Raw genomic sequence first — 22,521 nt, 5'->3', positions numbered from 1 at the left:
TCAGAGGCTCTCGACTGCCACGGCGGCAGCGTGCAACGCCCTACCGTACGAGCGACCGTGTCCGGCCGCATGGACGGCGAGTGGGTGGAGTCGATGCAGTGGAATGCGTTCTCGCCATCCGGCTCGAAGCGGCCGCACGGTCTCGTACTCGTCCACGACCGCCTCCACATGGGGGCATCCGAAGAGCGCCAACATCGCCAGATCGGTCTCACGGTGCCCGCCGTGGGCGGCCGGGTCGATCATCACCACGCCCGCGTCGGTCCAGAACACGTTCCCGTTCCAGAGATCTCCGTGAATTCGGCTGGGCGGCTCCGCATCGTCGAAGTCACCGTTCGCGATGCGTCGGCACGCCGATTCGACTGTCGCGGCCTCCCCTGGTGTCACGGTGCCTGCGTCCACGGCAATCCGGAGGAACGGCAACACTCGTTCGGCCGCATAGAACGAACCCCACGTCCGGTGTACTGCACTGCTCATGGGCCTGGCCCCGATGAACAACTGCCCCGAGAAAGCAGCGCCGTCCGGACCCACCGGCGGAGAACCGAATCCATGAGCTCCCGCCGTGTGCATGTCGGCCAGTACGCGCCCGAATCCTCTCGCCGCGGGCACCGTCGGACGCGCGGCGACCAGTCGTTCGAGCTCGATGTGCGTCGGTCCGTGCCCGAGCACTCGGACAACCGGAGCGCCCGCCTCGCCCAGCCAGTGGAGGCCGGCCGCCTCGGCCGCGAAGAAGTCGGGATGCGCCTGGGGGTTTCGTTTGAGGAAGGTATCGGTGGATCCGCTCACGAACACCGACACTACGCACGGCACGTGCGCGAGCCGCACATCCGCGCGCGTCATTAGGATGACGTGATGGGACTCATCAACTCGGAACTGCGCACCGGAATCACGCGCGAGCTGGCAGTGCAGTCGACCATCGATCCGGTCACGGAGATTCGCCGAAGGGTGGACTTCCTCAAGGACTATCTGGCATCGACCCCGGCCACGGGCTTCGTTCTCGGTATCAGTGGCGGACAGGACAGTACGCTCACCGGCAAACTCGCCCAGCAAGCCGCGACGGAGCTACGGGCCGATGGCCACGAGGCCGAGTTCGTTGCCGTTCGACTCCCGTACGGCGTGCAGGCCGACGAGGACGACGCGTCGATCTCGCTGCGGTTCATCGATCCCGATCGGACGGTGACCGTCAATATCAAGGAGGCTGCCGACGCCGCCGCGACCGCCACAGCAGAAGCACTGGGTACGGGCGAGGTTCGCGATTTCGTGCGGGGCAACATCAAGGCGCGCCAGCGCATGGTCGCGCAGTACGCCATCGCCGGAGAACTCGGCTACGTCGTCGTCGGCACCGACCACGCCGCCGAGGCCATCACCGGCTTCTTCACCAAATTCGGCGACGGTGGTGTCGACCTGACGCCGCTCACCGGGCTGAGCAAGCGTCAGGGAGCAGCATTGCTACGCGAACTCGGTGCACCCGAGAGCACATGGCGAAAGGTCCCCACCGCGGATCTCGAGGACGATCGCCCGGCCCTGCCGGACGAGGAGGCACTCGGGGTGACGTACGAGCAGATCGACGACTACCTCGAGGGCAAGGAGGTCGCCGATGACGTTGCCGAGAAGCTGGAGAAGATGTTTCTCGCGACCCGCCACAAGCGTGCGGTGCCGGTGACGCCGTTCGACGACTGGTGGAAGAGCGCCCGCTGACGCGAGTCCACTGACGCGCGTCCGGTGATCAGCCGCCGGCGAACGGCGGTAGCACGTCGACCCGGCTGCCGATCGGACGGTCGAGATCGCGGGTGAGATCGTCTCCGACCAGATAGGCCGACACCCGAAGAACGGGGTCCATCGGCGCACCGTGCCGCGAACGAATCACCTCTCGAAGGTCGGCAAGAGTGGCTCCGATCGGCATGGTGACGTACTCCGAGTCGCACCCCGACGCGTCGACGGCGGCAGCGAAGTACCGCACCTCGACCTCGGTCGACGGGCCGACGTCGACGCCGGTCTGCGCATCAACCACCGATGGCTCCCATGCTGCGGGCGGGAGGTACGAAGCCGTCGGCATCGATGCCGTGCCCAGCCCACTTGTTCCACATCGCCCCGCGCCACACGGCTGCCAATTCGTCGTCGGTGGCACCGCCGCGCAGCGCCGCGCGAAGATCGGTCTCGTCGTCGCTGAACAAGCATGACCGAATGGTTCCTTCCGCGGTCACCCGCGTCCGGTCGCAATCCCCGCAGAACGATCGTGTCACCGACGCGATGATGCCGACGGTGGCATCGGTTCCGTCGACGCTCCATTCCTCGGCCGGTGCCGACGGATCGGCGCGCCCCACCTCACGCAGGTCGAACTCGGTGGACAGCTCGTCGAGCAGGGTCTGGGCGTCGATCATGTTGGCGCGAGCCCACTCGTGATCGGCGTCGAGCGGCATCTGCTCGATGAACCGGAGAGCAACCCCCTCGTCGAGACACCAGCGCAGCAGATCGACCGCACCGGACAGCGTGTCGCGCATCAGAACTGCATTGATCTTCACCGGACCGATGCCCGCTCGCTTCGCCGCGCGGATCCCTGCCAGCACCGAAGGCAACCGGTCACGTCGGGTCAACCGCGCGAAATCTTCGCGGTCGACCGAGTCCAAGGAGACGTTGACCCTGGTCAACCCGGCATCCGCCAGCGCCGCCGCTCGATGCTCCAGGCCGACTGCATTGGTCGTCATCGACAGCGGCACACCTGCCGCAGCATCGGAGCACAGTCGCAGGATCTCGTCGAGGTCGCGGCGCATGAGGGGCTCGCCACCGGTGAACCGGACGTCGCGGATACCCAGCAGACGCACCGACACCGAGACAACGCGAGCGATTTCGGCCGGCGTGAGCAGGTTCGCCGCAGGAATGGCCGGAAGGCCCTCCTCCGGCATGCAGTAGGTGCACCGGAGCGAGCACTTCTCGGTGATGGAGATACGCAGGTCCCGCGCGACGCGGCCGAAGCGGTCGATCAGATGCGGTACGTCCGGCCGATCCTCTACCGAATTCGCCTGCAGTGACCGATCGCCGGTTGCCGCACCGCCGAACACCGGAATGCCCAGCGAGGTGACACTGTCCACCGTCACCTCGTACCTCGCCTTCGTCGACCTCGATCACGCCTGTCATGGACGTGTCTACCCAGTATGCCGCAGCCCACACTCGACGGCGTTGTCGGCGTGCTTAGGATTGGCACCCATGACGGCTGAGCACTCGTGCGGAATCATCGGACCAGCGCAGTGAGCGCCGTATCCGTCGAGGAGCACGCCGCCGCGATCGAGACTCTTCTCGAAACGCTGGGAACCAGAGCCGCGCAGCGAATCCCTCTGGCCGACGCCCTGGGACGCGTCTCGTTCGAGGACGTACGGTCGCCGGTCGATCTACCGCTCTTCCGCAACTCACAGATGGACGGCTACGCGGTCGATTCCCGTTCCGTGGACACGACCCCGGTGACACTTCCTGTCTCGACGATCATCGCCGCCGGCCCGACGGCATCGGCAGTCCTGGCGTCGGGGAGCGCGGCGAAGATCATGACCGGCGCACCCATTCCAGACGGGGCCGACGCCATCATCCCCGTCGAGGACACCACGATACCGTCCGCCGGTTCGGTCACGATCGAACGAGGCCGTGCGGCAGGCGAATTCGTTCGCGAACAGGGAAGCGACGTACGCGTCGGAACGGTGCTGGTCGAGGCCGGTCGAGCACTCGAGCCCCGGCACATCTCGGTTCTCGCGGCCGTAGGTTTCGCCGAGGTCGAGGTACGCTCGCGCCCTCGCGTTGCTGTCGTGACGACAGGTGCCGAGCTGGTCGACGCCGGCTCGATTCTGACGCCCGGCCAGATCTACGATTCGAACGGGATCACCCTCGCCGCACACCTACGCGCCAGCGGTGCCGAGGTCGTTTCGGTCTCGCGCAGCTCGGACGAACCGAGCAGGTTTCGCGAAATTCTCGATGCGGCAGCGAAATCGGCGGAGCTGATCATCACCTCCGGCGGAGTGTCGATGGGCGACTTCGAGGTGGTCAAGGACGTGCTCCGGCCGCTCGGCGGCACCTTCGGATCGGTTCGTATGCAGCCGGGCGGGCCGCAGGGCATCACCATGTTCGACGGTGTTCCCGTGCTCAGCTTTCCCGGCAATCCCGTCAGTACGGTCGTCTCGTACATCATGTTCGCGCGCAACATCGTTCGGCGAGCAGCGGGTCTGCCTCCGGTGCTCTCGACGACCTCTGCATTGCACGAACCGATCGTGTCTCCGCCCGGCAGGAGACAACTCCTGCGTGGCAGATTGCGTGACGACGGGATGGTCGAGCTCGTGGCCGGTCCCGGCTCGCACCTGGTCGCGGCACTGGCATGGGCCGACGTGCTGATCGACATCGATTCCGAGACAACAGAACTCGCTGCAGGATCCCCCGTGGAGGTATTGCCGCTGTGACCACCGACGCCCCGCATACGCACCTGTCGCATCTCGACGATCAGGGCCGCGCTCGCATGGTCGACGTGGCCCACAAGAAGGAGACCTCGCGCACGGCCGTCGCCGCCGGTGAGTTCGTCACGACGGCCGAGGTCATCGCGCTCGTGCGTGCCGACGACATGCCCAAGGCCGATGTTCTCGCGACTGCGCGCATCGCGGGCATCTCGGCGGCGAAGCGGACGTCGGAGCTGATTCCGCTGTGCCATCAGCTCGCCCTCTCGTCGGTGAAGATCTCGTTCGGATTCACCGACTCGTCCATCACGGTCGAGGCAACCGCGCGCACCACCGGACGCACCGGCGTGGAGATGGAAGCGCTGACTGCCGTCGCCGTTGCCGGACTGACGCTGCACGACATGGTCAAGGCCGTCGATCCCGGTGCCACCATGAACGGGGTCCGGCTGATCACCAAGGACGGCGGTAAGCACGGGCATTGGCAGCGAGACGACGCAGAGAGCTCGCCCGACGCAGAGACTTCACCGGTATTCGAGACCACCCGATCCGCAGTGGTCCTGGTGGCCTCCACCGGTGGCGCGCGCGGAACTCGGCCCGACACCACCGGTCCCACCATCGCAGCCTGGTTGACCGATCGAGGCTTCACCGCGCGCGGTCCGCTGGTGTACGCCGATTCCGACATCGCGGCCGGACTGCAGGACGCTCTGCGCGGCGAACCGTCGTTGATCATCAGCACCGGCGGAACCGGTGTCTCGCCTACCGACGCGACTCCCGAGGCCACCGCAGCGCTCATCGACATCGACATGCCGGGCATTGCCGATGCAATCAGAACCCGGGGAACGTCCGCAACACCACACGCAGTGCTCAGTCGCGGTGTGTCGGGCTTGATCGGGCGCACCCTGGTCGTCAATCTGCCCGGTTCACCGGGCGGCGTCAAGGACGGCCTGGCAGTCCTCGATCCGTTGCTCGACCACGTTCTCGCCCAGATCGCCGGAGGAGGCGCCCACGATGAGTGAGCTCGTCGCACGAATTTCGAGTGAACCGTTGAGTACCGCCGAAGTGGAAGCAGCGGTGCAGGATTCGCGACACGGAGCGGTTGTGCTGTTCAGCGGAATCGTCCGCGACCACGATGGAGGCCACGCCGTGGAAACCCTCGAATATCGAGCCCACCCCGACGCCGAGCGCTTCCTGAATCGATGCTGCTCAGAAGTTTCCACAGACACCGGCTTGGCTGTGGCCGCGGTACACCGCGTGGGCGACCTGCGTGTGGGCGACCTGGCACTCGTGGCAGCGGTCGGCTCGGCTCATCGCGCCGAAGCGTTCGAAGCCTGCGCCCGACTGGTCGAACGCATCAAGGCGGAGGTCCCGATCTGGAAGCGGCAGGGATTCGAGGGCGGACGCACCGAATGGGTCGGGCTGTAGAAGATCTACCCGGTATCGAGGTAGCGCTGCACCGGGAGCATCGACGAAGCATCGCCGTGCTCGGCCGGTGTCCGCACACAGGCGCGCAGTCGTCTCTCGACAATCGATGCGTCGAGCTCGGTACCGATCAGCACCAGCGACGTCTGTTCTGTCTCACCTCGAGCCCACGAAGCGACATCGAATCGAATGTGTCGGCCGACCGTGTGCACGATGAACTTCTGCCTGTGGCCAGGGATCGCGAAGTAGACGAAACCCTTGATGCGGTAGAGGTTGCCGGAGGGATTCTCCAGGAATTCGATCATCCGTCGTGGATCGATCGGGTCCGTGGTGACGAACTCGGTGTGCGAGTACCGCGCGTGCAGGTGGTGATCGTGGTCGTGGTCGTGGTCGTGGTGGTCGTCCCGAAGCAGATCGTCCAACGACAACTGCACGGCCACCGCCGACTGGACCGACGAGTCCTCGCGACGGTCGAAGAGCAGCAATGGATCGACCCGCCCGAAGGCGACCGGGACCACCGGAACCTCGCCCACCACGGAGTGCACGGTGGACTCGACCGCGGAGAGATCGGACTCCGAAACCTCGTCGCACTTGTTCAACACGACCAGATCGGCCAGCTGCAGATGATGGTCGATCTCGGGATGCTCTGCGCGAGTGTGCGGAAACTCCACGGCGTCGACGACCCCTACGAGCCCGCCGTAGACGATGAACTCGTTCTCGCTGCCGCGGACCATTCGAATCAGGTTGCGCGGCTCGGCCAAGCCACTGGCCTCCACCACGATCACGTCGATGGCCGAACGGCGGTGCGCGAGGGCGTCGAACATCGCGTCCATATCGCTGATGTCGACGGCGCAACAGATACACCCGTTGCCGAGTGAGACCATCGAATCGACCTGCCCCGCCACGAGCATCGCATCGATGTTGATTGCTCCGAAATCGTTGACCACGACTCCGATTCGCACACCGGCATCGTTGCGCAACAGGTGATTGAGCAGGGTCGTCTTACCCGCGCCGAGAAAGCCGGCAACGATCACCACCGGAATTCTTCGACGCGCCACGGCGTCCGAGACTACCGGGCAGCCAGAATCTGCTTCAGCAGGCCTTGCGCGAAGTTGGACACACCGGCGACGTTGTCCGGCGTCGCGAGCCCCTTCAGGCCGTCCACGCCGAACGTCTCGATGTACGGAGTGACGCTGTCGATCAATCGAGACAGTGCGCTTCGACCCGCGACAGCCGTCCCCGTTCCCACGGTCGAGGACGCGCTGGGCGCAGCGGTGTCGGTCGCCTTCGCCGCAGGGGCGGCAGCAGTCGTCGTCGGGGCGGTGGCATCCGCCGCGGCCGGGCCGGTCGCCGTCGTGGACGACGCCTCTGCACCGAGCAGATAGTCGATGATCCCGGTCGATATGGCGATCGCGTGCTTCAACTGACCATCGGAGCTCTCGAGAAGGGCCGCGTCGTCGGGGTTCGATCCGTTGCCCATTTCGACGAATACGAGGGGCACTGTGGTCAGTGCCGGACCCGCCACGTCCGAGCGCTCCTGAATTCCCTCGTCCACGCCCGCGTAGTTCGCCGGGTCGAAGCCGGCCCGAACGTACGAGTCCCGCATCAGCTTCGAAGCCGAACGCCCACCTTCGGACTGGGCTGCGTCGGCCGCTGCGTCCGGAATCGGCAATGTGGGCACGATCAGATGAAATCCGTGCTTGGCGGCATCGGACGACGTGCTCGTGGAGTCAGCATGGATACTCACCGCGACGTCAGCTCCGGACTCGCTCGCTGCACGCGCCCTGTCGTCGACGCATCCACCCCACCCGGTGTCGTCCGCTCGACTGGTCTTCACCGTTGCGCCCAGGCTCTCGAGGCTGGACCGAACGAGTTCGCTGACTTTCCAGTTGATGGTGTGCTCGGGCACGCCGTCGACGGTGGTCATTCCGGTGGTCTGGCAGTCTTTCGTGCCGCCGCGCCCGTCGTCGACCTGGCGCTGCAGATCCTCCGAATGTCCGGTGCCCTGGTGGCCCGGGTCGAGAAACACAGTCTTACCCGACAGCTCGGTGCCGATGGACGGTGTTGGAGTGGACGGCGTGGTGGTGGCCGGGGCGGCGGTAGCGGGTGCCGACGCGAGCACTCCCGCACCGAGAATCCCGGCGCACATCAGTGCCGTTGCCATCGACCTGGTCGTTCGTGCAAATTTCATATCGTCGTGGGCGCACCGGTGAAACTGGTGGCGCTACTCCCCTCTCGGCCCCTGGGATGCCGCTGATTTCAGGCGAGTGACCGACAACAGGGGCACCAGACGTAACAGCAGACACTTGCGTCTCAAGTGAATCAGACGTCCGTGTTCTCGCGTCTCGGATTGTCTTTCGTTAGTGAAATGAGCGCGTTCCGTAATCGATTCGTTGCCGGCGCACAGCCGGTGGGCGGGCTCGAATCGGCGCTGCCCCGCTCGGTTCGACCACGAACCGACCCGATGATGGATATGCCTCATCGAACCGGTCGGTTCGTCTTTGTTTGCATAAGGACGAACGTCCCCACCGGGACAATTTTCTCGCACCCAAGGTGCCGTTTCGGTCAACTACGATCCGATTTCGCGACAGTTCTGGGAATTCAGTAACAATTCCTCGGCCCGCGTGGATATGCACATTGTTCAGCCGTATAGTCGTTTCCGTTCGATCTGGACATCCCCGCATCATCCCCTGCACCATTGGAGAGCTTCAGCATGGCCAGAAAAGTCTATGTGCAACTAGTCGACGACATCGACGAAAAACCGATCGAATCCGGTGGCGAACACATAACCTATTCGGTCAACGGAGTCAGCTACGAAATCGACCTCAGCGACAAGAACGCCAAGGAATTTCACCGCAAGCTCGATTATTACATCGACCACTCCACCAAGGTCGGTGGAAAACGAACGAAGAAGTCGGGCACCCCCGCAGCAGGTGCCAAGCGTGACGCCAATCAAACCAAAGCCATCAGAGAATGGGCGAAGGCGAACGGCCACAATATCTCGGCGCGCGGCAGAATCCCCGCCGAGGTCGAGCAAGCCTTCGACGCGGCTCACTGACCGTCGACAGACGATCGATCCCGAGAAACAGAAAAAGCGCCGCTCGCGAGCGGCGCTTTTTCTGTCGAATGGAAACTTCTGCGGTGATACGAACTACTTCGGTGAAGCTGTATACATCGGTGGAGCTGAACTACTTCGGTGGAGCTAAGGGGACTCGAACCCCTGACCCCCACACTGCCAGTGTGGTGCGCTACCAGCTGCGCCATAGCCCCGAGTACTGCGTGCTCCCGCTCATGCGGTTGCTCGAACGAAGTTACACCATCGGTCGCAGCAGCAACAAATCACCTGGTGCGGCCGGTTCCGACGAACCGACGACCGGCCGCACCGTGCCCGGACGTCAGTTGATGTTCGCCAGCCACTCCGAGTCACCGAGAGCGTCGACCACCTGCCCGTCCACCAACACCCCCGGCGTCCCACGAGCACCCGATGCCGCCAGGGCGTCCCGTCCGGTGTTCGCGTCCGCGACCGCGGCGTCACGTTGCGAGCCAGTGACAATGCACTCCACAGCCAGTTCGCTCGCTCCGTCGGAACGCGCAAGGTCTGCCAGTTCGGCATCGGTTCGGTCGGAGTCCCCACCCTCTTCGGGGCGAAAGTCCGGGTCGAACAGTCCGGCATGAAATGCGGAGTAGACCCGAGCGTTCTCCGTTGCGGCCACACAATGCGATGCCGCGACCGCACGCGTCGAATAGTCGCCCGAAGCCGACTGTGCATCGAGAAAATTGACCAGGTGGTATTTCACCGCGACCACGCCATCGTCGATCTTCTGTGCCAACTCCTGCCCGTGCTTTACTTCGAGTTCACCGCAGAACGGGCACATCGGATCCTCGTAGACATCGATGACACGCTGCGCTCCCGGACGCGCCAGCGCAACCACGCCGTCGCCGGGCAAGGACAATTCGACCTCGGGATTCTTCACGGTGCCGTAGCCGTCGTTGCGTGGAGCGTCACTTCCGCTCTGCCACATGATCGCGACCGCGATGACGATCACCACCACAACGAATGCGATGCCGCCCAACACATAGGTCACGGTATTCGACGTGGCCTGGGGCGTGTGTTTCGTACTCGATATCTTCTTCTGGCTCACAGAGCGAATACTACGGACGTCTCCGTCAGGTGCGCTCTCGCGCGAGGGTGTCCGGAACTCGTGCCCACCACAGGCCCGCCACCAGAAGCAGTGCGCCCGTCACGGCGAACGCGGGGCCGAACGAAACCTGCTGCACGATCAACCCCGCCACGATCGGGCCGATCACCGCGCCGACGTCGGAGGTCATCTGGAATGCAGCCAGCACGGGCCCTCCGCGCGCCTTCGATCCGATCACATCGGCCACCGATGCCTGCTGCGCAGGACTCATCAGCCCTGATCCGATTCCGGCGATCAACGACACCGCGAGGAACAGGACCGGATCGTGGACGTACCCCATGACGACGGTTCCGAGGCCGCACACTGCCAACCCACTCACCATGAACGGCTTTCGTCCGCGTACATCGGACAGTCGGCCCGCACTGGTGAGAACCACCGCATTTCCCACGGCGAACACAGTCAGAGCGACCCCGACGAATACCTCGGATCGCTGCATCGCCTCGACGACGAACAACGGAACCAACGCCACCCGAACGCCGAACACTGCCCAGCCGTTGGCGAAGTTCGACGCCAAGGCAGCCCGATAGGACGGAATTCGTAGTGCGGAGAGCAGTGACATCGTCGGCGGTGCCGAGCCCTTCTCCGGCTTCACCAGATCGGAATTGCCGAGGGTGAAGTAGACGACGGCAGCGGCGATCACGAGCGCCACGGCGTAGATCACGAACGGCACCCGCAGACCGAAGCCGACCAGCTCGCCGCCGACGAGCGGACCGCCGATGGTTCCCAACAGGAAGGCGGTTGCGTACAGCCCCGAGATGCGACCTCTACTGGTCGGCGGACTGATTCGGATCAGCAGTCCGAGAGCCGACACCGAGAACATCGTGGATCCGATTCCGCCGAGCCCACGGAAGACCAGCAGCTGCCAATACGTCTGTGCGAGCGCACATGCACCGGTCGACACCGCGACGATCAGAAGCCCGATCAGGTAGACCGGCCGTTCACCGAGCCGCTGGACCAGAGATCCACTGACCGGTGCGAACAGCAATCGCATCAGAGCAAAGGCACTGATCACGGCGGACGCCGCGGCCACACCCACCCCGAATTCACGGGCGAACTGAGGAAGGGCAGGCGCAACGATGCCGAAACCGAGCGCAATGACGAACGCTGCCGACACCAGTACCCAGATCTCGGGTGGAAGCTTGCCACCAGGCTGCAGGGCCGGCTCCGGAGTCTTGTCCTCGGCGTCGGAAGAATCCGACCGATCGGGTGTGGGCGAGTCGGTCACGAGCTCTCGAGTGCGGAGGACACCAGGTCACGTGCTGCGGCTTGGACCTCGGCGAGATGTTCCGCACCCTGGAACGACTCCGCGTAGATCTTGTAGACGTCCTCGGTTCCGGAGGGGCGAGCAGCGAACCAGGCGCTCTCCGTCGCTACTTTCAAGCCACCGAGCGCAGCTCCGTTGCCCGGAGCCTCGGTCAGCGTTGCGGTGATCGGTTCGCCTGCCAACTCGGTGGCGGTGATCTGGTCGGGCGAGAGCTTGGCGAGAACGGCCTTCTGCTCGCGCGTGGCAGGTGCGTCGACGCGAGCGTACGAGGGATCGCCGAACTTTGCGGTGAACTCGGCGTAACGCTGAGACGGCGTCGATCCGGTGACGGCGGTGATCTCCGACGCCAGCAGCGCGAGAACGATGCCGTCCTTGTCGGTGGTCCAGACGCGGCCGTCGTGTCGGAGGAACGACGCCCCAGCGCTCTCCTCACCGCCGAAGCCGAGCTCACCGCCCAGTAGGCCCGGAACGAACCACTTGAAACCGACCGGGACCTCGAGCAGACGACGGCCGAGGTCTGCGACGACCCGGTCGATCATCGACGAGCTCACCAACGTCTTGCCCACCGCAGCCGTCGGTGACCATCCCGGCCGGTGAGTGAACAAGTAGTCGATGGCGACGGCGAGATAGTGATTGGGATTCATCAGGCCACCGTCGGGAGTCACGACGCCGTGCCGGTCGGAGTCGGCGTCGTTGCCCGTCGAGATGTCGAATCGATCGCGAGCAGCAATGAGCGAGGCCATCGCGTTCGGCGACGAACAATCCATCCTGATCTTGCCGTCCGTGTCCAACGTCATGAAGCGGAACGTGCCGTCCACCAATGGATTGACGACGGTCAGATCCAGGTTGTGCCGTTCGGCGATCGCGTCCCAGTAGTCGACACTCGCGCCGCCGAGCGGATCTGCACCGATGCGAACTCCGGCAGCACGGATCGCATCGAGATCGAGCACGTTCGGGAGGTCGTCCACATAGGTTCCGAGGAAGTCGTAGCGGGAGACGCTCCCCGCGAACGCCTGCGCCAGAGTCACGCGCTTGATTCCCGAGATACCCTCGCGCAGAAGCTCGTTCGCGCGAGCGGCGATGACCGAGGTGGCATCGCTGTCGGCCGGCCCGCCGTGCGGAGGGTTGTACTTGAAGCCGCCGTCCCGGGGGGGATTGTGCGACGGAGTCACCACGATGCCGTCGGCCTTCGCCGCCGGACCGGATTCGTTGAAGCGAAGGATGGCATGACTGACGGCGGGTGTGGGCGTGTACCGGTCCCCCGAATCGACCAGTACGTCGACGTCGTTGGCGGCCAACACTTCCAGAGCCGTCGTCCAGGCCGGCTCCGACAACGCGTGGGTGTCCCGGCCGATGAACAGGGGCCCGGTGATGCCTTGCGTAGCGCGGTACTCCACGATCGCCTGCGTCGTAGCCACGATGTGGGCCTCGTTGAATGCCGAATCCAGGCTCGACCCTCGATGTCCGGACGTGCCGAAGACCACCTGCTGATTCGGGTCGGACACATCGGGGACCCGCGAGTAGTACGCGGTCACGAGTTGCGAAAGATCCACCAGATCTTCCGGCAGTGCAGTGGTTCCAGCTCTCTCGTGCGCCACGATGCGCCTCCTCGTCGGTAGAACCGAACTCGATCGATGGATCGAACTCCTCGACAACCCTAACGCCGCCGCCCCACTCGCGAGCTACTTGCTGGGTGCTTTCGGCGGCCGTGGGAGGAAATAGCTGGTCCGATGCTGATATTCGCGATACCCCGGACGCTTTTCCATGCTGCGCTCGAGCAACCTCGCTCCGGTGGCGAACACCAGGAAATACGTCATCGCGATGGGCGACAGAAGCGTGAACACCCCGGGCCACGCTGAGGCGCACACGAGGAACAACCCCCACCACACCGCCGAGTCCCCGAAGTAGTTGGGGTGCCGTGTCCAGGACCAGAGACCACGATCCATGATCTTGCCCTTGTTCGACGCGTCGGCCTTGAAGGCTTTCAGCTGCGCATCGCCCACCGCCTCGAACGTCCATCCGAGCAGCCAGACCAGTACGCCGAGTACGACGACCGGCAGAAACGATTCGTGTGCGACTGCGGACACCTGCACCGGGAGGGACACGAACCACAATGCAAGCGCCTGCGTCAGATAGATCTTACGGAGGGCGTACCAGGTCTTGTTTCCGGTCGCCTTCGAGAGCAATTCGGTGTAACGCGGATCCTCGCCGTGCCCGCTTGAGCGCTGAAAAACGTGCAGGGCCAGACGAAGTCCCCAGACGCCGATGAGGACGAGCAGAAGCAATCGACGCCACAGTTCACCTGTTCCGGTCGCAGCCGAGATCAGCGCGATCAGAACGAAGCCGCCGCCCCACGTCACGTCCACGACATTGTGCCGTCCGATTCGCGCACCGATGAGGGCCGTGACGATCATCAGGACAGCGGTACCGCCGAGGCTCGCCAGCGATACGGTCAGGAACTCGGACCAGTTCACCGCGGGCACACCCACACCGGTCGAACCGGTTCCATGTCGGACGGTCCATTCTCGGACCTGACCGCCAGGATCTGGTCGACGCCCATCCTGTTGTCCCGGAAAGCCATTCCGCCACCGATCAGGTACAGCCGCCACACGCGCGCGACCTCTTCCCCGACCATCGCCACCACGTCGTCGAAGCGCGCCTCGAAACGCTCGGTCCAGACGTCGACGGTTCGCACGTAATGCTCCCGAAGGCCGTGGAGGTCGCGAACCTCGAGTCCGGCCTCCTCGATCATCGCGACGGTTCGCCCGACCGGACGCATGAACATGTCCGGCGCGATGAACGATTCGATGAACGCTCCGCCGCCGGGGTTGTCGCCTTCCCTCCGGGACATCTGCTGAATCAGCACGCGTCCACCGGGCTTCACGTTGGCGTGCAGTGCGGCGGTGTAGGTCGGGTAATTGGCCTCCCCCACATGCTCACCCATCTCGATCGACGCCACCGCGTCGAAGGGCCCGTCCGGAATCTCTCGATAGTCCTGAATTCGGATCTCGACGCGGTCCTGCAGTCCACGATCGGCGATTCGCTTGTCGATGAATGCTTTCTGCTCACGCGAGATGGTCACTCCGACGACCTGCGCTCCGTACTCCTGGGCCGCATGCAGGCTCAGCGACCCCCAACCGCAGCCGACGTCGAGAAAGCGTTGCCCTGCGCGCTTGTCGAGCCCGATCTTTCGACACACGAGGTCGAGTTTGTCGCGCTGGGCATCGTCGAGGGTGTAGTCCGGCGAATCGGAGGTCCAATATGCCGACGAGTACGCCATGTGTGAATCGAGTACCAACTCGTAGAAGTCGTTGGACAGGTCGTAGTGGTGACTGATCGCGGCGCGGTCACGGAGCACCGAGTGCAGCCGACCCTTCACCGTGGCCTGCGACACGGGCGGCGGCAGTGGACGGCCCAACACCCCGAGATCCTTTGCCAGTTTCGCCAGCTTCAGCAGCGATGCCGGCCCCGGTCGGATCGCGGAGAGTCGACGCTCACGAACCACACCCCAGACGTGATCGAGAGCCGCAGCAAGGTCGCCGTCGACGTCCAACTCCCCGGTGACGTACGCCTGCGCAGCGCCGAGTTCACCTGGGCTCCAGAGCAATCGACGGAGTGCGCTCGGACTCCGTAACAGTACTCGCGGTGCCGACGCGTCTCCTGCAACGGATCCATCCCATGCCTGCAGCCGAACGGGCAGCTGACCACCCACCATGGGTTCTATCAACTCGGCAATCCGATGTGCGACACCGACATTGCGATCGGTCCGGTCCGCGGAAAGTGTCGAGGCGGTCATCGGTTGTCCCTTCGGTCGAGCACGATCTGCTGAACATCGAGGTATCCGGATCGGAATCCGGCCTCCGAGTAGCAGAGGTAGAAATGCCACATCCGTGCGAACACCTCGTCGAACCCGAGCTCGGATGCCTCGCTGCGATATTCACCGAAACGCCTGTCCCACAGAGCGAGGGTTCGCGCGTAGTGATCGCCCATGGACAGTCTTTCCCGAACGCGAAGCGAGGTGTGCTGCTCGGTCACCTCCTCGATGGCCCGCACCGACGGCAGGAATCCGCCGGGAAAGATGTACTTGTGCACCCACGTGTACGTGTTCCGGGTAGCGAGCATGCGGTCGTGCGGCATCGTGATGGCCTGGAGGGCAACGCGCCCACCCGGCGCGAGCAGTGAGTCGATCGTCTCGAAGTACGTTCCCCAGTACTGATGCCCGACTGCCTCGATCATCTCGACCGACACGATCGCGTCGTACTCCCCGTCGACCAGACGGTAGTCGAGCAGATCGATCTGGATCCGATCTCCGTAACCGGCTGCGGCGCAGCGCTTGCGCGCCAGTTCCTGCTGTTCGGTCGACAACGTGACCGACCGCACCGTCGCACCACGAGCGGCCGCACGGATGGCCAGTTCGCCCCATCCGGTACCGATCTCGAGCACCCTGGTTCCCTCGCCGACGTTCGCGCGGTCGAGTAGCCGGTCGATCTTGCGGCGCTGAGCGTCCGCGAGCTCCTCACTGTCGTTGCCGCTTCCCGATCCGGCGAACAACGCACTCGAGTAGGTCATCGTCTCGTCGAGAAAGAGCTCGAAGAGGTCGTTGGACAGGTCGTAGTGGCGCGAGATGTTCGATCGCGTGTTCTTCGTCGTATTACGTTCGCTCCGTGGTGGTTTGGGGATATAGAGCCCTCGGAGCCGCTGCAGGGACTTGGGAATCAGCGACGCCATTCGCCGGGCGAAGACCTCGAGCACGGCAGTGAGGTCCTCGGCATCCCAGTCTCCGGCCATGTACGCCTCACCGAATCCGATGAGTCCGCTGTCGCCGACCCGTGCGGCGAAGTCGTGTGGCCGATAGACGGTCATCAACGGTGCATCCGCCGAACCGGCCCCGATCAGCTCGCCACCCGGCATCGCGACCCGAACCTGCAACCGCGCAACCGCACGACGAAAGAGAAAGTCGGCGACGGGTGCGGCGGCCGCAACCTTCATACCACCGGGGACATGGGCGATCTGGGGCCAGACCTGCGGATCGACCAGCGGGCGCGGGCCGCCGGTGGAACCACCGTACGGGTTCGACACAGAATTGGATTTCGACACAGTAGTCATCTGTTGGCCCCTTGCTTCTGGGATGTTCGTGGCCCCGGAGGGGCCGGTTTCTGCACGATCTTCAGACCTCTCGCCCAGAGCCGAATGCCTTGCCATCGGATCTGTACCACCACTCGTAGCGGCGCGATCGGAACCTCGAGTGCGGTGCGAAGAATCGACCGCGTCGTCACCTCTCGACGACGGCCGTCGACGGTCGCCACGAACGGGGGCTGACCGGCACGCTCGAGGACGATCGACAGCCGGAGTGCGGCGTCCGGCTCGGGCAGCTGCATGGTGTACTCGCCGTCGACGTCGTTGAACGGCGAGACGTAGAACCTCTTGGATGTCCGTACCGCGCCGCGCCCATCGGTGTGCAGCAGATACCGGTATCGCTCGCCGTAGGTGTTGTGCACCTCCGCCACCACGCAACGGAGGCCTCCGTCGTGGTCGTGACACCAGTACACGCTCAGCGGGTTGAACGTGTGCCCGAACACCCGCGCACTGGCCAGCATGGTGATCCGTCCGCCGTTCAGATCGATATCGTTCTCCGCGAGGAACGCGTCGACGTTCTGACGAATGGTGGCGTCGGGGTCGCCGAGGTGATCGCGGGGGTCGAACGAGGCCAGCGGCCGCAGTATCCGCGGCAGTTCGGGGAGTGCGTCCAGGTCGACGAACCAGCTGTAACTCTTGTACGAGAACGTGTTTCGAATCGGTGCACGTCGCACGTGTTGGATGCGAGTCAGATACAGCGTCGCTCCGTGCGCGCGGGTGGTCGGCAGAACGGACGTCAGAGCCACGTGGCCCCCACCCGTTGTGCAGCACGCGCTCCGGACAACGCACCGTCCTCGTGGAAACCCCAGCCGTGGTACGCCCCGGCGAACGCCACCGTATCGGTGTCCAATTCGGGCAGCCGACGCTGCGCTGCCACGGATTCGGGGGTGTATTGCGGGTGCTCGTAGGTCATTTCGTCGAGCACCGTATTCGGGTCGATGCGATCCGCTCCCCCGAGGGTGACCAGCATTCTGCGATCGGTGTCGTCCAAGCGCTGCAGCCTGGTCAGGTCGTAGCTGACCAGCACCCGGTCGGGCCTGGCGGTACAGGACGGGAGATGGTAGTTCCACGACGCTCGCGCCCTGGTGTTCTTCGGCAACACGGACGAGTCGGTGTGCAGTGCAGTGTGATTGACGGAGTACGGCATCGAACCGAGGATGCTGTGCTCGAGCGCCGTCGGTTCTGCGAGCATCTTCAGCGCGGCACCGGGGTGGACCGCGATCACGGCTGCATCGAACGTGCGGAGGTTGTCGTGACCATCCCGAATCTGCACGGCGTTCTCGGACCTGTAGACCGCGCGCACGGGGGTATCGAGCAACACCTCGTCGATGTGCGACGCAACCCGGCGAACGTATTCGATGGACCCGCCCGTGACGGTGCGCCAGGTGGGAGATCCTGTGACGGTGAGCATTCCGTGGTGCTGAAGAAAGGAGAACAGGTAGCGAGCCGGGTAAGCGAGCGCAGTGTCCGGATCACACGACCACACTGCAGATACCAACGGCGTCATGAAGTGGGATTCGAAATATGCCGAGAACGAATGGTCTTCGAGAAATGTACCGAGTGTGGTCTCGGAATCCGCCGAGTCCGGGCTGTCCAGAAGTTCGGTCGCCAGCCGATGAAAACGCTTGACATCGAGCAACATCGACACGAATCGTGGTTTGAACACCGCCGTACGTTGCGCGAGGATTCCGCGCATGCCCTGGCCGCCCGAGTACTCGAGGCCGCACCCGTCACAGCGCACGGACATGCTCATGTCCGAATCCTGAGTAGGCACATCGAGCTCGTCGAACAGACGGAGCAGTGTCGGATACGTGCGGTCGTTGTGCACGATGAACCCCGTGTCGACGCCTACCGGACCGCCGGGGCCGTCGACATAGTGCGTGTCCGCGTGACCGCCGAGCCGACAATCCGCCTCGTACAACGTCACCGACGAGTTCTTCGACAGTGCATATGCCGCCGTCAGGCCGGCGACGCCGCTCCCGACCACCGCGATACGACGGCGCGTCACGACGGTTTGCCCATGCAGTCGGCCTTGGTATCGGCGGCGATGCCGAGGACGAAGTCACGCGTCGCCCTCGACCAGAGCCGCGGATTGCGCAGCATGAAGTGCCCACCCGGAACGGAGAGGTAACGCGCGGCGGCCCCTCGGGATGCTGCTCTCTCGGTCGCACGGCGCGAGGTTCTCGGATCGGTCCACCTGTCGGCAGTTCCGTGTATCACGAGAAGTTCCTTACCCGGTCCGAACGCATCGGCCTCCGCCCCCTCCGGCCACCACGGGGCCAAGGCGACGACACCCATGATTTTCTGGCTCGTTTCTGCAGGCTCCACTCCCGCGATAGAAGGGTCGTCGATCAGGGCAGCGGCGGTGCGGCCACCCATCGAATGGCCGACGACCACGACATGAACGTCAGGATGCTCCGCGCGGATTCGGTTCAGCGCCCATCTGGCGTCCTCGACCGGGGATCGTTCGGGGGCGTTCCAGCCCCGGAAACGGTACTGCAACTGCTGCACGGAAATGCCGCGTGCACGTCCCACACGCCGAAGCATCCAGGTGAACGGCCACATGCGCAGACCGGCCAGATGCCACGGTCGACTAAGCGCCCGGCTCACATCTTTACCTCCGCCGAGGACCAACACGACCAGTGCAGGGTCGGACACCCGCCTGCCGGTGCGCAGTACTGGAGACGGCTCGTTGCTCATGCCGGTTATTCGGCACCGAGGCCGCTTCGGGTGGGATCGGTTCGGAAGGGGCGATTGTGACCTGTCCGACACAGAAAAGAAGACCGGGCCGAGAGTGTGTCTCTCGGCCCGGTCTCGAGCGGTGGAGCTGCCGGGAATCGAACCCGGGTCCTCTGCTGCATTGCCAGGGCTTCTCCGTGTGCAGTCCGCTATGCCTCTACTTGGATCTCCCGATCTCGCGAACAAGTCAGGATGACGATCCCAGCCACTGTTTGATGTTCCTCATCATCCCGCGGCCGGATGAATCGGTGAGCCCTCTAGCTGATGCCAGTACCCGGGCCGAGGGCAAGCCCGGACTGACAGACACGCAGTCGCTACTTAGGCAGCGAGTGCGTAGTCGCGCTGATTGGAATCGGCGCTTATAAGGTTGCGATGACGCTTACGGTGGTCTCTCGCCTGCACCGACACGCTTCCCCTGACTCAACATACAAAGTCGAAACCGTTCAGCCCCGTATGTTCCCGAACACCGTGCCCGGGCTGTTCAGTGTAACGCCTCGCCCGGACACATTCATTCCATTAACGGCCGACTCGGCGATCCGCAGAATTCGAGGCCGCATCGGCGTCGACTCGCTGCACCACCGTGCGCAACATCCGACGTGCTATCACCAGGCGTGCAGGCAGCGACGCGTACCAGACGGCGCGACCGGCCAGACCGCGTGGGAAGAACACCAACCGCTGCTCGATCGTGGGCTGCTTCGCCGTTCCGCCGACCGTCAGGTCCAGCCACGCCTCTCCGGGTAGTCGAGTCGAGGACTTGAGCCGGGTGGTGTGTTCGGTGCCCGACGCCGAGGCGTCGGGTCCGGTGGCGTCACGATGCCAACCGGTGAGAACGTCGGCGTCGGCCAATCGCTCCAGAGCCGGCCTGATAGCGCTCGACTCCGCCCCGCTTCGAGCGACCCGGGTGTCGGTGTAGACGACCTCGCCTGCCCAGTCCGGGTCCGACGGCAGCGGATCCGACGGCGCCGCGGTGCCGGTGGCATCGGTCCATCTGGTCTCGACCTCACCGTCGTCGATCTTGCGCAGTGCCAATCTCACGGAATCGCGGTAGCCCGTCAAACCGTCCTCCGGCCGCGGCACGACGGCGTCGATGTCCATCTCGTGCCCGATGGCGTCGTACTGCAGCGATTCGATGAGTGGCATCGCCAGCCCGCGCGGAATGGGAGTCACCAGCCCGATCCAATGGCCGGCCAGCCGCGGAGTCAGCACCGGAAGGACGATGATCCGACGCTGCCGCAGTCCGGCGACGTCGGCGTAGATGTTCATCATCTCGCCGTACTGCATCACGTCCGGTCCGCCGATGTCGAACGTCCTGGATTCGGTGATCGGCGCACTCGCGGCCCCGATCAGATAGTGCAGCACGTCGCGTACGGCGATCGGCTGGATCCGGTTGTGAACCCACCTCGGTGTGGTCATCACCGGAAGTCGGTTGGTCAAGTGACGGATCATCTCGAACGACGCCGAACCCGATCCGATCACGACGCCCGCCTGCAGCACGACGGTCGGAACCCCCGACTCGATCAGGATGCGTCCCACCTCGGCGCGCGACTTCAGATGGGGCGACAGCTCCCCTGTCGGCGGGTGCAGCCCGCCGAGATACACGATGCGCCCGACGCCGCACTCGGCAGCGACGGTCGCAACGTTCTCGGCGCTGTCGCGTTCGGTGTCGGCGAAATCGGAATGGCCCGCGGTGCCCATCGAGTGCACCAGGTAGTACATGACATCGACTCCGCTGAGCGCCTCTTTCAACGACTCCCGGTCGCTCAGATCGCCCTTGACGATCTCGACGTTCGCCGCCCAGGGCACGTTGTCGAGCTTGGCGGGCGTCCGCGCCAACACCCGAACCGCATACCCCTCATCGAGCAGTCGCGGAGCCAGCCGCCCGCCCAGATAGCCCGTGGCACCGGTGACGAGTACGCGCGGCCGCGGTGAAGCACCCTCGGACACGGGGGCAGAATCGGAAGCTGTCATAAACGGGTTCATTACCCGTGTGCATGGATGTTCAACCCGCGAGCGCAATCATGGCGATGGCACCGAGCGCCAACGCCATTCCCACTTTCTGCAGCCTTCCGACCCGTTCGCCGAGCATCACCATCGCCAGCAACACCGTGGCTGCGGGATACAGCGAGGCGATGACGCTCACCAACGACAGCAAACCGCCCTGATACGCGTAGATCATCGCGGCATTGGCGACGACGTCGAGAACACTGACGAAGGCCGCAAGTTTCAGCACACTGCCGTGCGGAGGAGCGAAGTGTCCGGATGCGAGGGCCACGATCCAGACCACTGCGGTCGCCGAGGCTCGTGACGCGGCCAACGGCCACAGCCCGCTGCCGTCGCCGATCTGGTGCAGAAAAATGAAGGCGAACGCGAACGTCACCCCAGAGCCGACCGTCAACCAGGCGACCGTTCGGGTGAACTTCATCTCTCGCCCACCGGCCACCTCGCCGGTCACCTCGTCCGGGGATTCCCTACTGACCAGCACCACGGCCACCAGAGCTACGGCGATGCCCAGGAACGCGATGACGCCGGGACGCTCGCCCATCGACAGCCCGACCAGCACCGGAATACCGGCCACCAGCACGGCTGTGACCGGTGAGACCACGGCCATCGGTCCGGCGGCGAGGGCGAGATAGAACCACCACACCGCAACGCCACCTGCGACACCCGAGGCCAGTCCCCACAGCATCGCCGGGAGCTCGATGGTGCCGCCGACGAACGGTGCGACGAGCAGAACGATCACCAGCGACAGCGGGTAGGACACGATGACCACCCGAAGGGCGGCAACGCGGCGGGATGCGACACCGCCGACGAAATCGCTCACCCCGTAGCCGACAGCGGCTACCAGAGCGAGCAGAACAGCGGTCAGCGCATGCCCTTCACGCGACGACCCAGCTCCCGCGTCACTTCGCGTTCGGCTGTGCGTTTGGCCAGTGATTGTCTCTTGTCGTAGTCCTGCTTACCCTTGGCCAGTGCGAGCTCCACTTTGACCTTGCCGTCGGAGAAGTACATCGACAACGGCACCAACGTCAGGTTTCCCTCTTTCACCTTGCCTGCGAGGCGGTCGATCTCGCGACGATGAAGGAGCAGCTTCCGGTTTCGCCGCGGCGCATGGTTGGTCCAGCTACCGAGCGTGTATTCGGCGATGTGGAGTCCACGCAGCCAGATCTCACCGTCGTCGACGGTCGCGAAGGCGTCGACCAGCGAAGCCTTGCCGTCGCGCAGGCTCTTGACCTCGGTTCCGACGAGGGCGACTCCGGCCTCGACGACGTCGAGTATGGAGTAGTTGTGCCGCGCCTTGCGATTGGTCGCGATGGCCTTGCGGCCCTTCTCTCTCACTGCA

General features: G+C 64.5%; 22 protein-coding genes, 1 tRNA gene and 1 other RNA gene. 5 read left to right on the top strand and 19 right to left on the bottom strand.

Annotated features, from left to right (window positions below):
• Complete coding sequence (locus CH275_RS02450) at window positions 1-789, bottom strand: fructosamine kinase family protein (protein WP_373453671.1); 789 nt, start codon at window positions 787-789, stop codon at window positions 1-3.
• Between the two features lie 60 nt (window positions 790-849).
• Here CH275_RS02450 and nadE point away from each other — a divergent pair, with 60 nt between their 5' ends.
• Complete coding sequence (gene nadE, locus CH275_RS02445) at window positions 850-1,695, top strand: ammonia-dependent NAD(+) synthetase (RefSeq protein ID WP_094674837.1); 846 nt, start codon at window positions 850-852, stop codon at window positions 1,693-1,695.
• Between the two features lie 28 nt (window positions 1,696-1,723).
• Here nadE and CH275_RS02440 read toward each other — a convergent pair whose 3' ends face one another.
• Both CH275_RS02440 and moaA read right to left on the bottom strand, forming a co-directional pair.
• Window positions 1,724-2,008, bottom strand: a complete 285-nt coding sequence (locus tag CH275_RS02440) for a MoaD/ThiS family protein (RefSeq protein ID WP_094674835.1) — start codon at window positions 2,006-2,008, stop codon at window positions 1,724-1,726.
• The gene (gene moaA / locus CH275_RS02435; RefSeq protein WP_094675322.1) at window positions 2,001-3,056 is read right to left on the bottom strand and encodes a GTP 3',8-cyclase MoaA; all 1,056 of its coding nucleotides are present in this window, start codon (window positions 3,054-3,056) and stop codon (window positions 2,001-2,003) included. Before moaA ends, CH275_RS02440 begins: the two co-directional genes overlap by 8 nt.
• A gap of 186 nt (window positions 3,057-3,242) precedes the next feature.
• Between moaA and CH275_RS02430 the strand changes: the two genes are divergently transcribed.
• The 3 genes from CH275_RS02430 to CH275_RS02420 are packed head-to-tail and all read left to right on the top strand — an operon-like array spanning window position 3,243 to window position 5,846.
• Complete coding sequence (locus tag CH275_RS02430; protein WP_094674833.1) at window positions 3,243-4,433, top strand: molybdopterin molybdotransferase MoeA; 1,191 nt, start codon at window positions 3,243-3,245, stop codon at window positions 4,431-4,433.
• 56 nt (window positions 4,434-4,489) lie between these two features.
• Window positions 4,490-5,440, top strand: a complete 951-nt coding sequence (gene moaCB / locus CH275_RS02425; RefSeq protein ID WP_373453670.1) for a bifunctional molybdenum cofactor biosynthesis protein MoaC/MoaB — start codon at window positions 4,490-4,492, stop codon at window positions 5,438-5,440.
• Window positions 5,433-5,846, top strand: a complete 414-nt coding sequence (locus CH275_RS02420) for a molybdenum cofactor biosynthesis protein MoaE (RefSeq protein WP_094674829.1) — start codon at window positions 5,433-5,435, stop codon at window positions 5,844-5,846. Before moaCB ends, CH275_RS02420 begins: the two co-directional genes overlap by 8 nt.
• A 5-nt stretch (window positions 5,847-5,851) precedes the next feature.
• Here CH275_RS02420 and CH275_RS02415 read toward each other — a convergent pair whose 3' ends face one another.
• Together CH275_RS02415 and CH275_RS02410 are read right to left on the bottom strand one after the other, a co-directional pair.
• A complete protein-coding gene (locus CH275_RS02415) occupies window positions 5,852-6,901 on the bottom strand; it encodes a CobW family GTP-binding protein (RefSeq protein ID WP_094674827.1) in 1,050 nt (349 codons plus the stop codon).
• An 11-nt stretch (window positions 6,902-6,912) separates the two neighbouring features.
• Window positions 6,913-8,007, bottom strand: a complete 1,095-nt coding sequence (locus CH275_RS02410) for an N-acetylmuramoyl-L-alanine amidase (RefSeq protein ID WP_256990821.1) — start codon at window positions 8,005-8,007, stop codon at window positions 6,913-6,915.
• Window positions 8,008-8,556: 549 nt separating this feature from the next.
• Here CH275_RS02410 and CH275_RS02405 point away from each other — a divergent pair.
• Window positions 8,557-8,901, top strand: coding sequence for a histone-like nucleoid-structuring protein Lsr2 (locus CH275_RS02405; RefSeq protein ID WP_094675318.1), 345 nt, complete (start codon window positions 8,557-8,559; stop codon window positions 8,899-8,901).
• A gap of 139 nt (window positions 8,902-9,040) precedes the next feature.
• Here CH275_RS02405 and CH275_RS02400 read toward each other — a convergent pair.
• The 14 genes from CH275_RS02400 to smpB all read right to left on the bottom strand — a co-directional run bounded on the left by CH275_RS02400 (window position 9,041) and on the right by smpB (window position 22,517).
• A tRNA-Ala gene (locus CH275_RS02400) sits at window positions 9,041-9,113 on the bottom strand.
• Between the two features lie 125 nt (window positions 9,114-9,238).
• On the bottom strand, window positions 9,239-9,985 hold the full coding sequence (locus CH275_RS02395) for a DsbA family protein (protein ID WP_179275930.1): 747 nt from the start codon (window positions 9,983-9,985) through the stop codon (window positions 9,239-9,241).
• A gap of 25 nt (window positions 9,986-10,010) precedes the next feature.
• Window positions 10,011-11,198, bottom strand: coding sequence for an MFS transporter (locus tag CH275_RS02390; protein ID WP_094675314.1), 1,188 nt, complete (start codon window positions 11,196-11,198; stop codon window positions 10,011-10,013).
• Window positions 11,199-11,263: 65 nt separating this feature from the next.
• A complete protein-coding gene (gene pgm, locus CH275_RS02385; protein WP_094674824.1) occupies window positions 11,264-12,904 on the bottom strand; it encodes a phosphoglucomutase (alpha-D-glucose-1,6-bisphosphate-dependent) in 1,641 nt (546 codons plus the stop codon).
• 84 nt (window positions 12,905-12,988) lie between these two features.
• Window positions 12,989-13,789: a DUF1295 domain-containing protein gene (locus tag CH275_RS02380; protein WP_094675312.1), complete on the bottom strand. Its 801-nt coding sequence runs from the start codon at window positions 13,787-13,789 to the stop codon at window positions 12,989-12,991.
• On the bottom strand, window positions 13,777-15,102 hold the full coding sequence (locus CH275_RS02375) for an SAM-dependent methyltransferase (protein WP_094674822.1): 1,326 nt from the start codon (window positions 15,100-15,102) through the stop codon (window positions 13,777-13,779). Before CH275_RS02375 ends, CH275_RS02380 begins: the two co-directional genes overlap by 13 nt.
• Window positions 15,099-16,412: an SAM-dependent methyltransferase gene (locus tag CH275_RS02370; RefSeq protein ID WP_256990820.1), complete on the bottom strand. Its 1,314-nt coding sequence runs from the start codon at window positions 16,410-16,412 to the stop codon at window positions 15,099-15,101. The genes CH275_RS02375 and CH275_RS02370 overlap by 4 nt, the downstream gene beginning before the upstream one ends.
• Window positions 16,409-17,188, bottom strand: coding sequence for a DUF1365 domain-containing protein (locus tag CH275_RS02365; protein ID WP_094674820.1), 780 nt, complete (start codon window positions 17,186-17,188; stop codon window positions 16,409-16,411). The genes CH275_RS02370 and CH275_RS02365 overlap by 4 nt, the downstream gene beginning before the upstream one ends.
• Window positions 17,179-18,468, bottom strand: a complete 1,290-nt coding sequence (locus CH275_RS02360) for an NAD(P)/FAD-dependent oxidoreductase (protein WP_373453669.1) — start codon at window positions 18,466-18,468, stop codon at window positions 17,179-17,181. Before CH275_RS02360 ends, CH275_RS02365 begins: the two co-directional genes overlap by 10 nt.
• Entirely contained in the window at window positions 18,447-19,142 is a 696-nt protein-coding gene (locus CH275_RS02355; RefSeq protein WP_094674818.1) for an alpha/beta hydrolase family protein, read from the bottom strand. Before CH275_RS02355 ends, CH275_RS02360 begins: the two co-directional genes overlap by 22 nt.
• A 119-nt stretch (window positions 19,143-19,261) precedes the next feature.
• Window positions 19,262-19,632: a transfer-messenger RNA gene (gene ssrA, locus CH275_RS02350) on the bottom strand.
• Between the two features lie 65 nt (window positions 19,633-19,697).
• Window positions 19,698-21,149 (bottom strand): SDR family oxidoreductase, encoded by a 1,452-nt coding sequence (locus CH275_RS02345; RefSeq protein WP_256990819.1) that lies wholly within the window; start codon window positions 21,147-21,149, stop codon window positions 19,698-19,700.
• Between the two features lie 31 nt (window positions 21,150-21,180).
• Entirely contained in the window at window positions 21,181-22,035 is an 855-nt protein-coding gene (locus CH275_RS02340) for a DMT family transporter (protein ID WP_094674814.1), read from the bottom strand.
• Between the two features lie 8 nt (window positions 22,036-22,043).
• A complete protein-coding gene (smpB, locus tag CH275_RS02335) occupies window positions 22,044-22,517 on the bottom strand; it encodes an SsrA-binding protein SmpB (RefSeq protein ID WP_027496576.1) in 474 nt (157 codons plus the stop codon).
• Window positions 22,518-22,521: the final 4 nt, after the last annotated feature.

It is taken from the genome of Rhodococcus sp. 06-235-1A (assembly GCF_002258785.1).
Lineage (GTDB): Bacteria > Actinomycetota > Actinomycetes > Mycobacteriales > Mycobacteriaceae > Rhodococcoides.
Note: the sequence above shows the minus strand (reverse complement) of the source record. Positions and strands in the feature narration are given on the sequence as shown.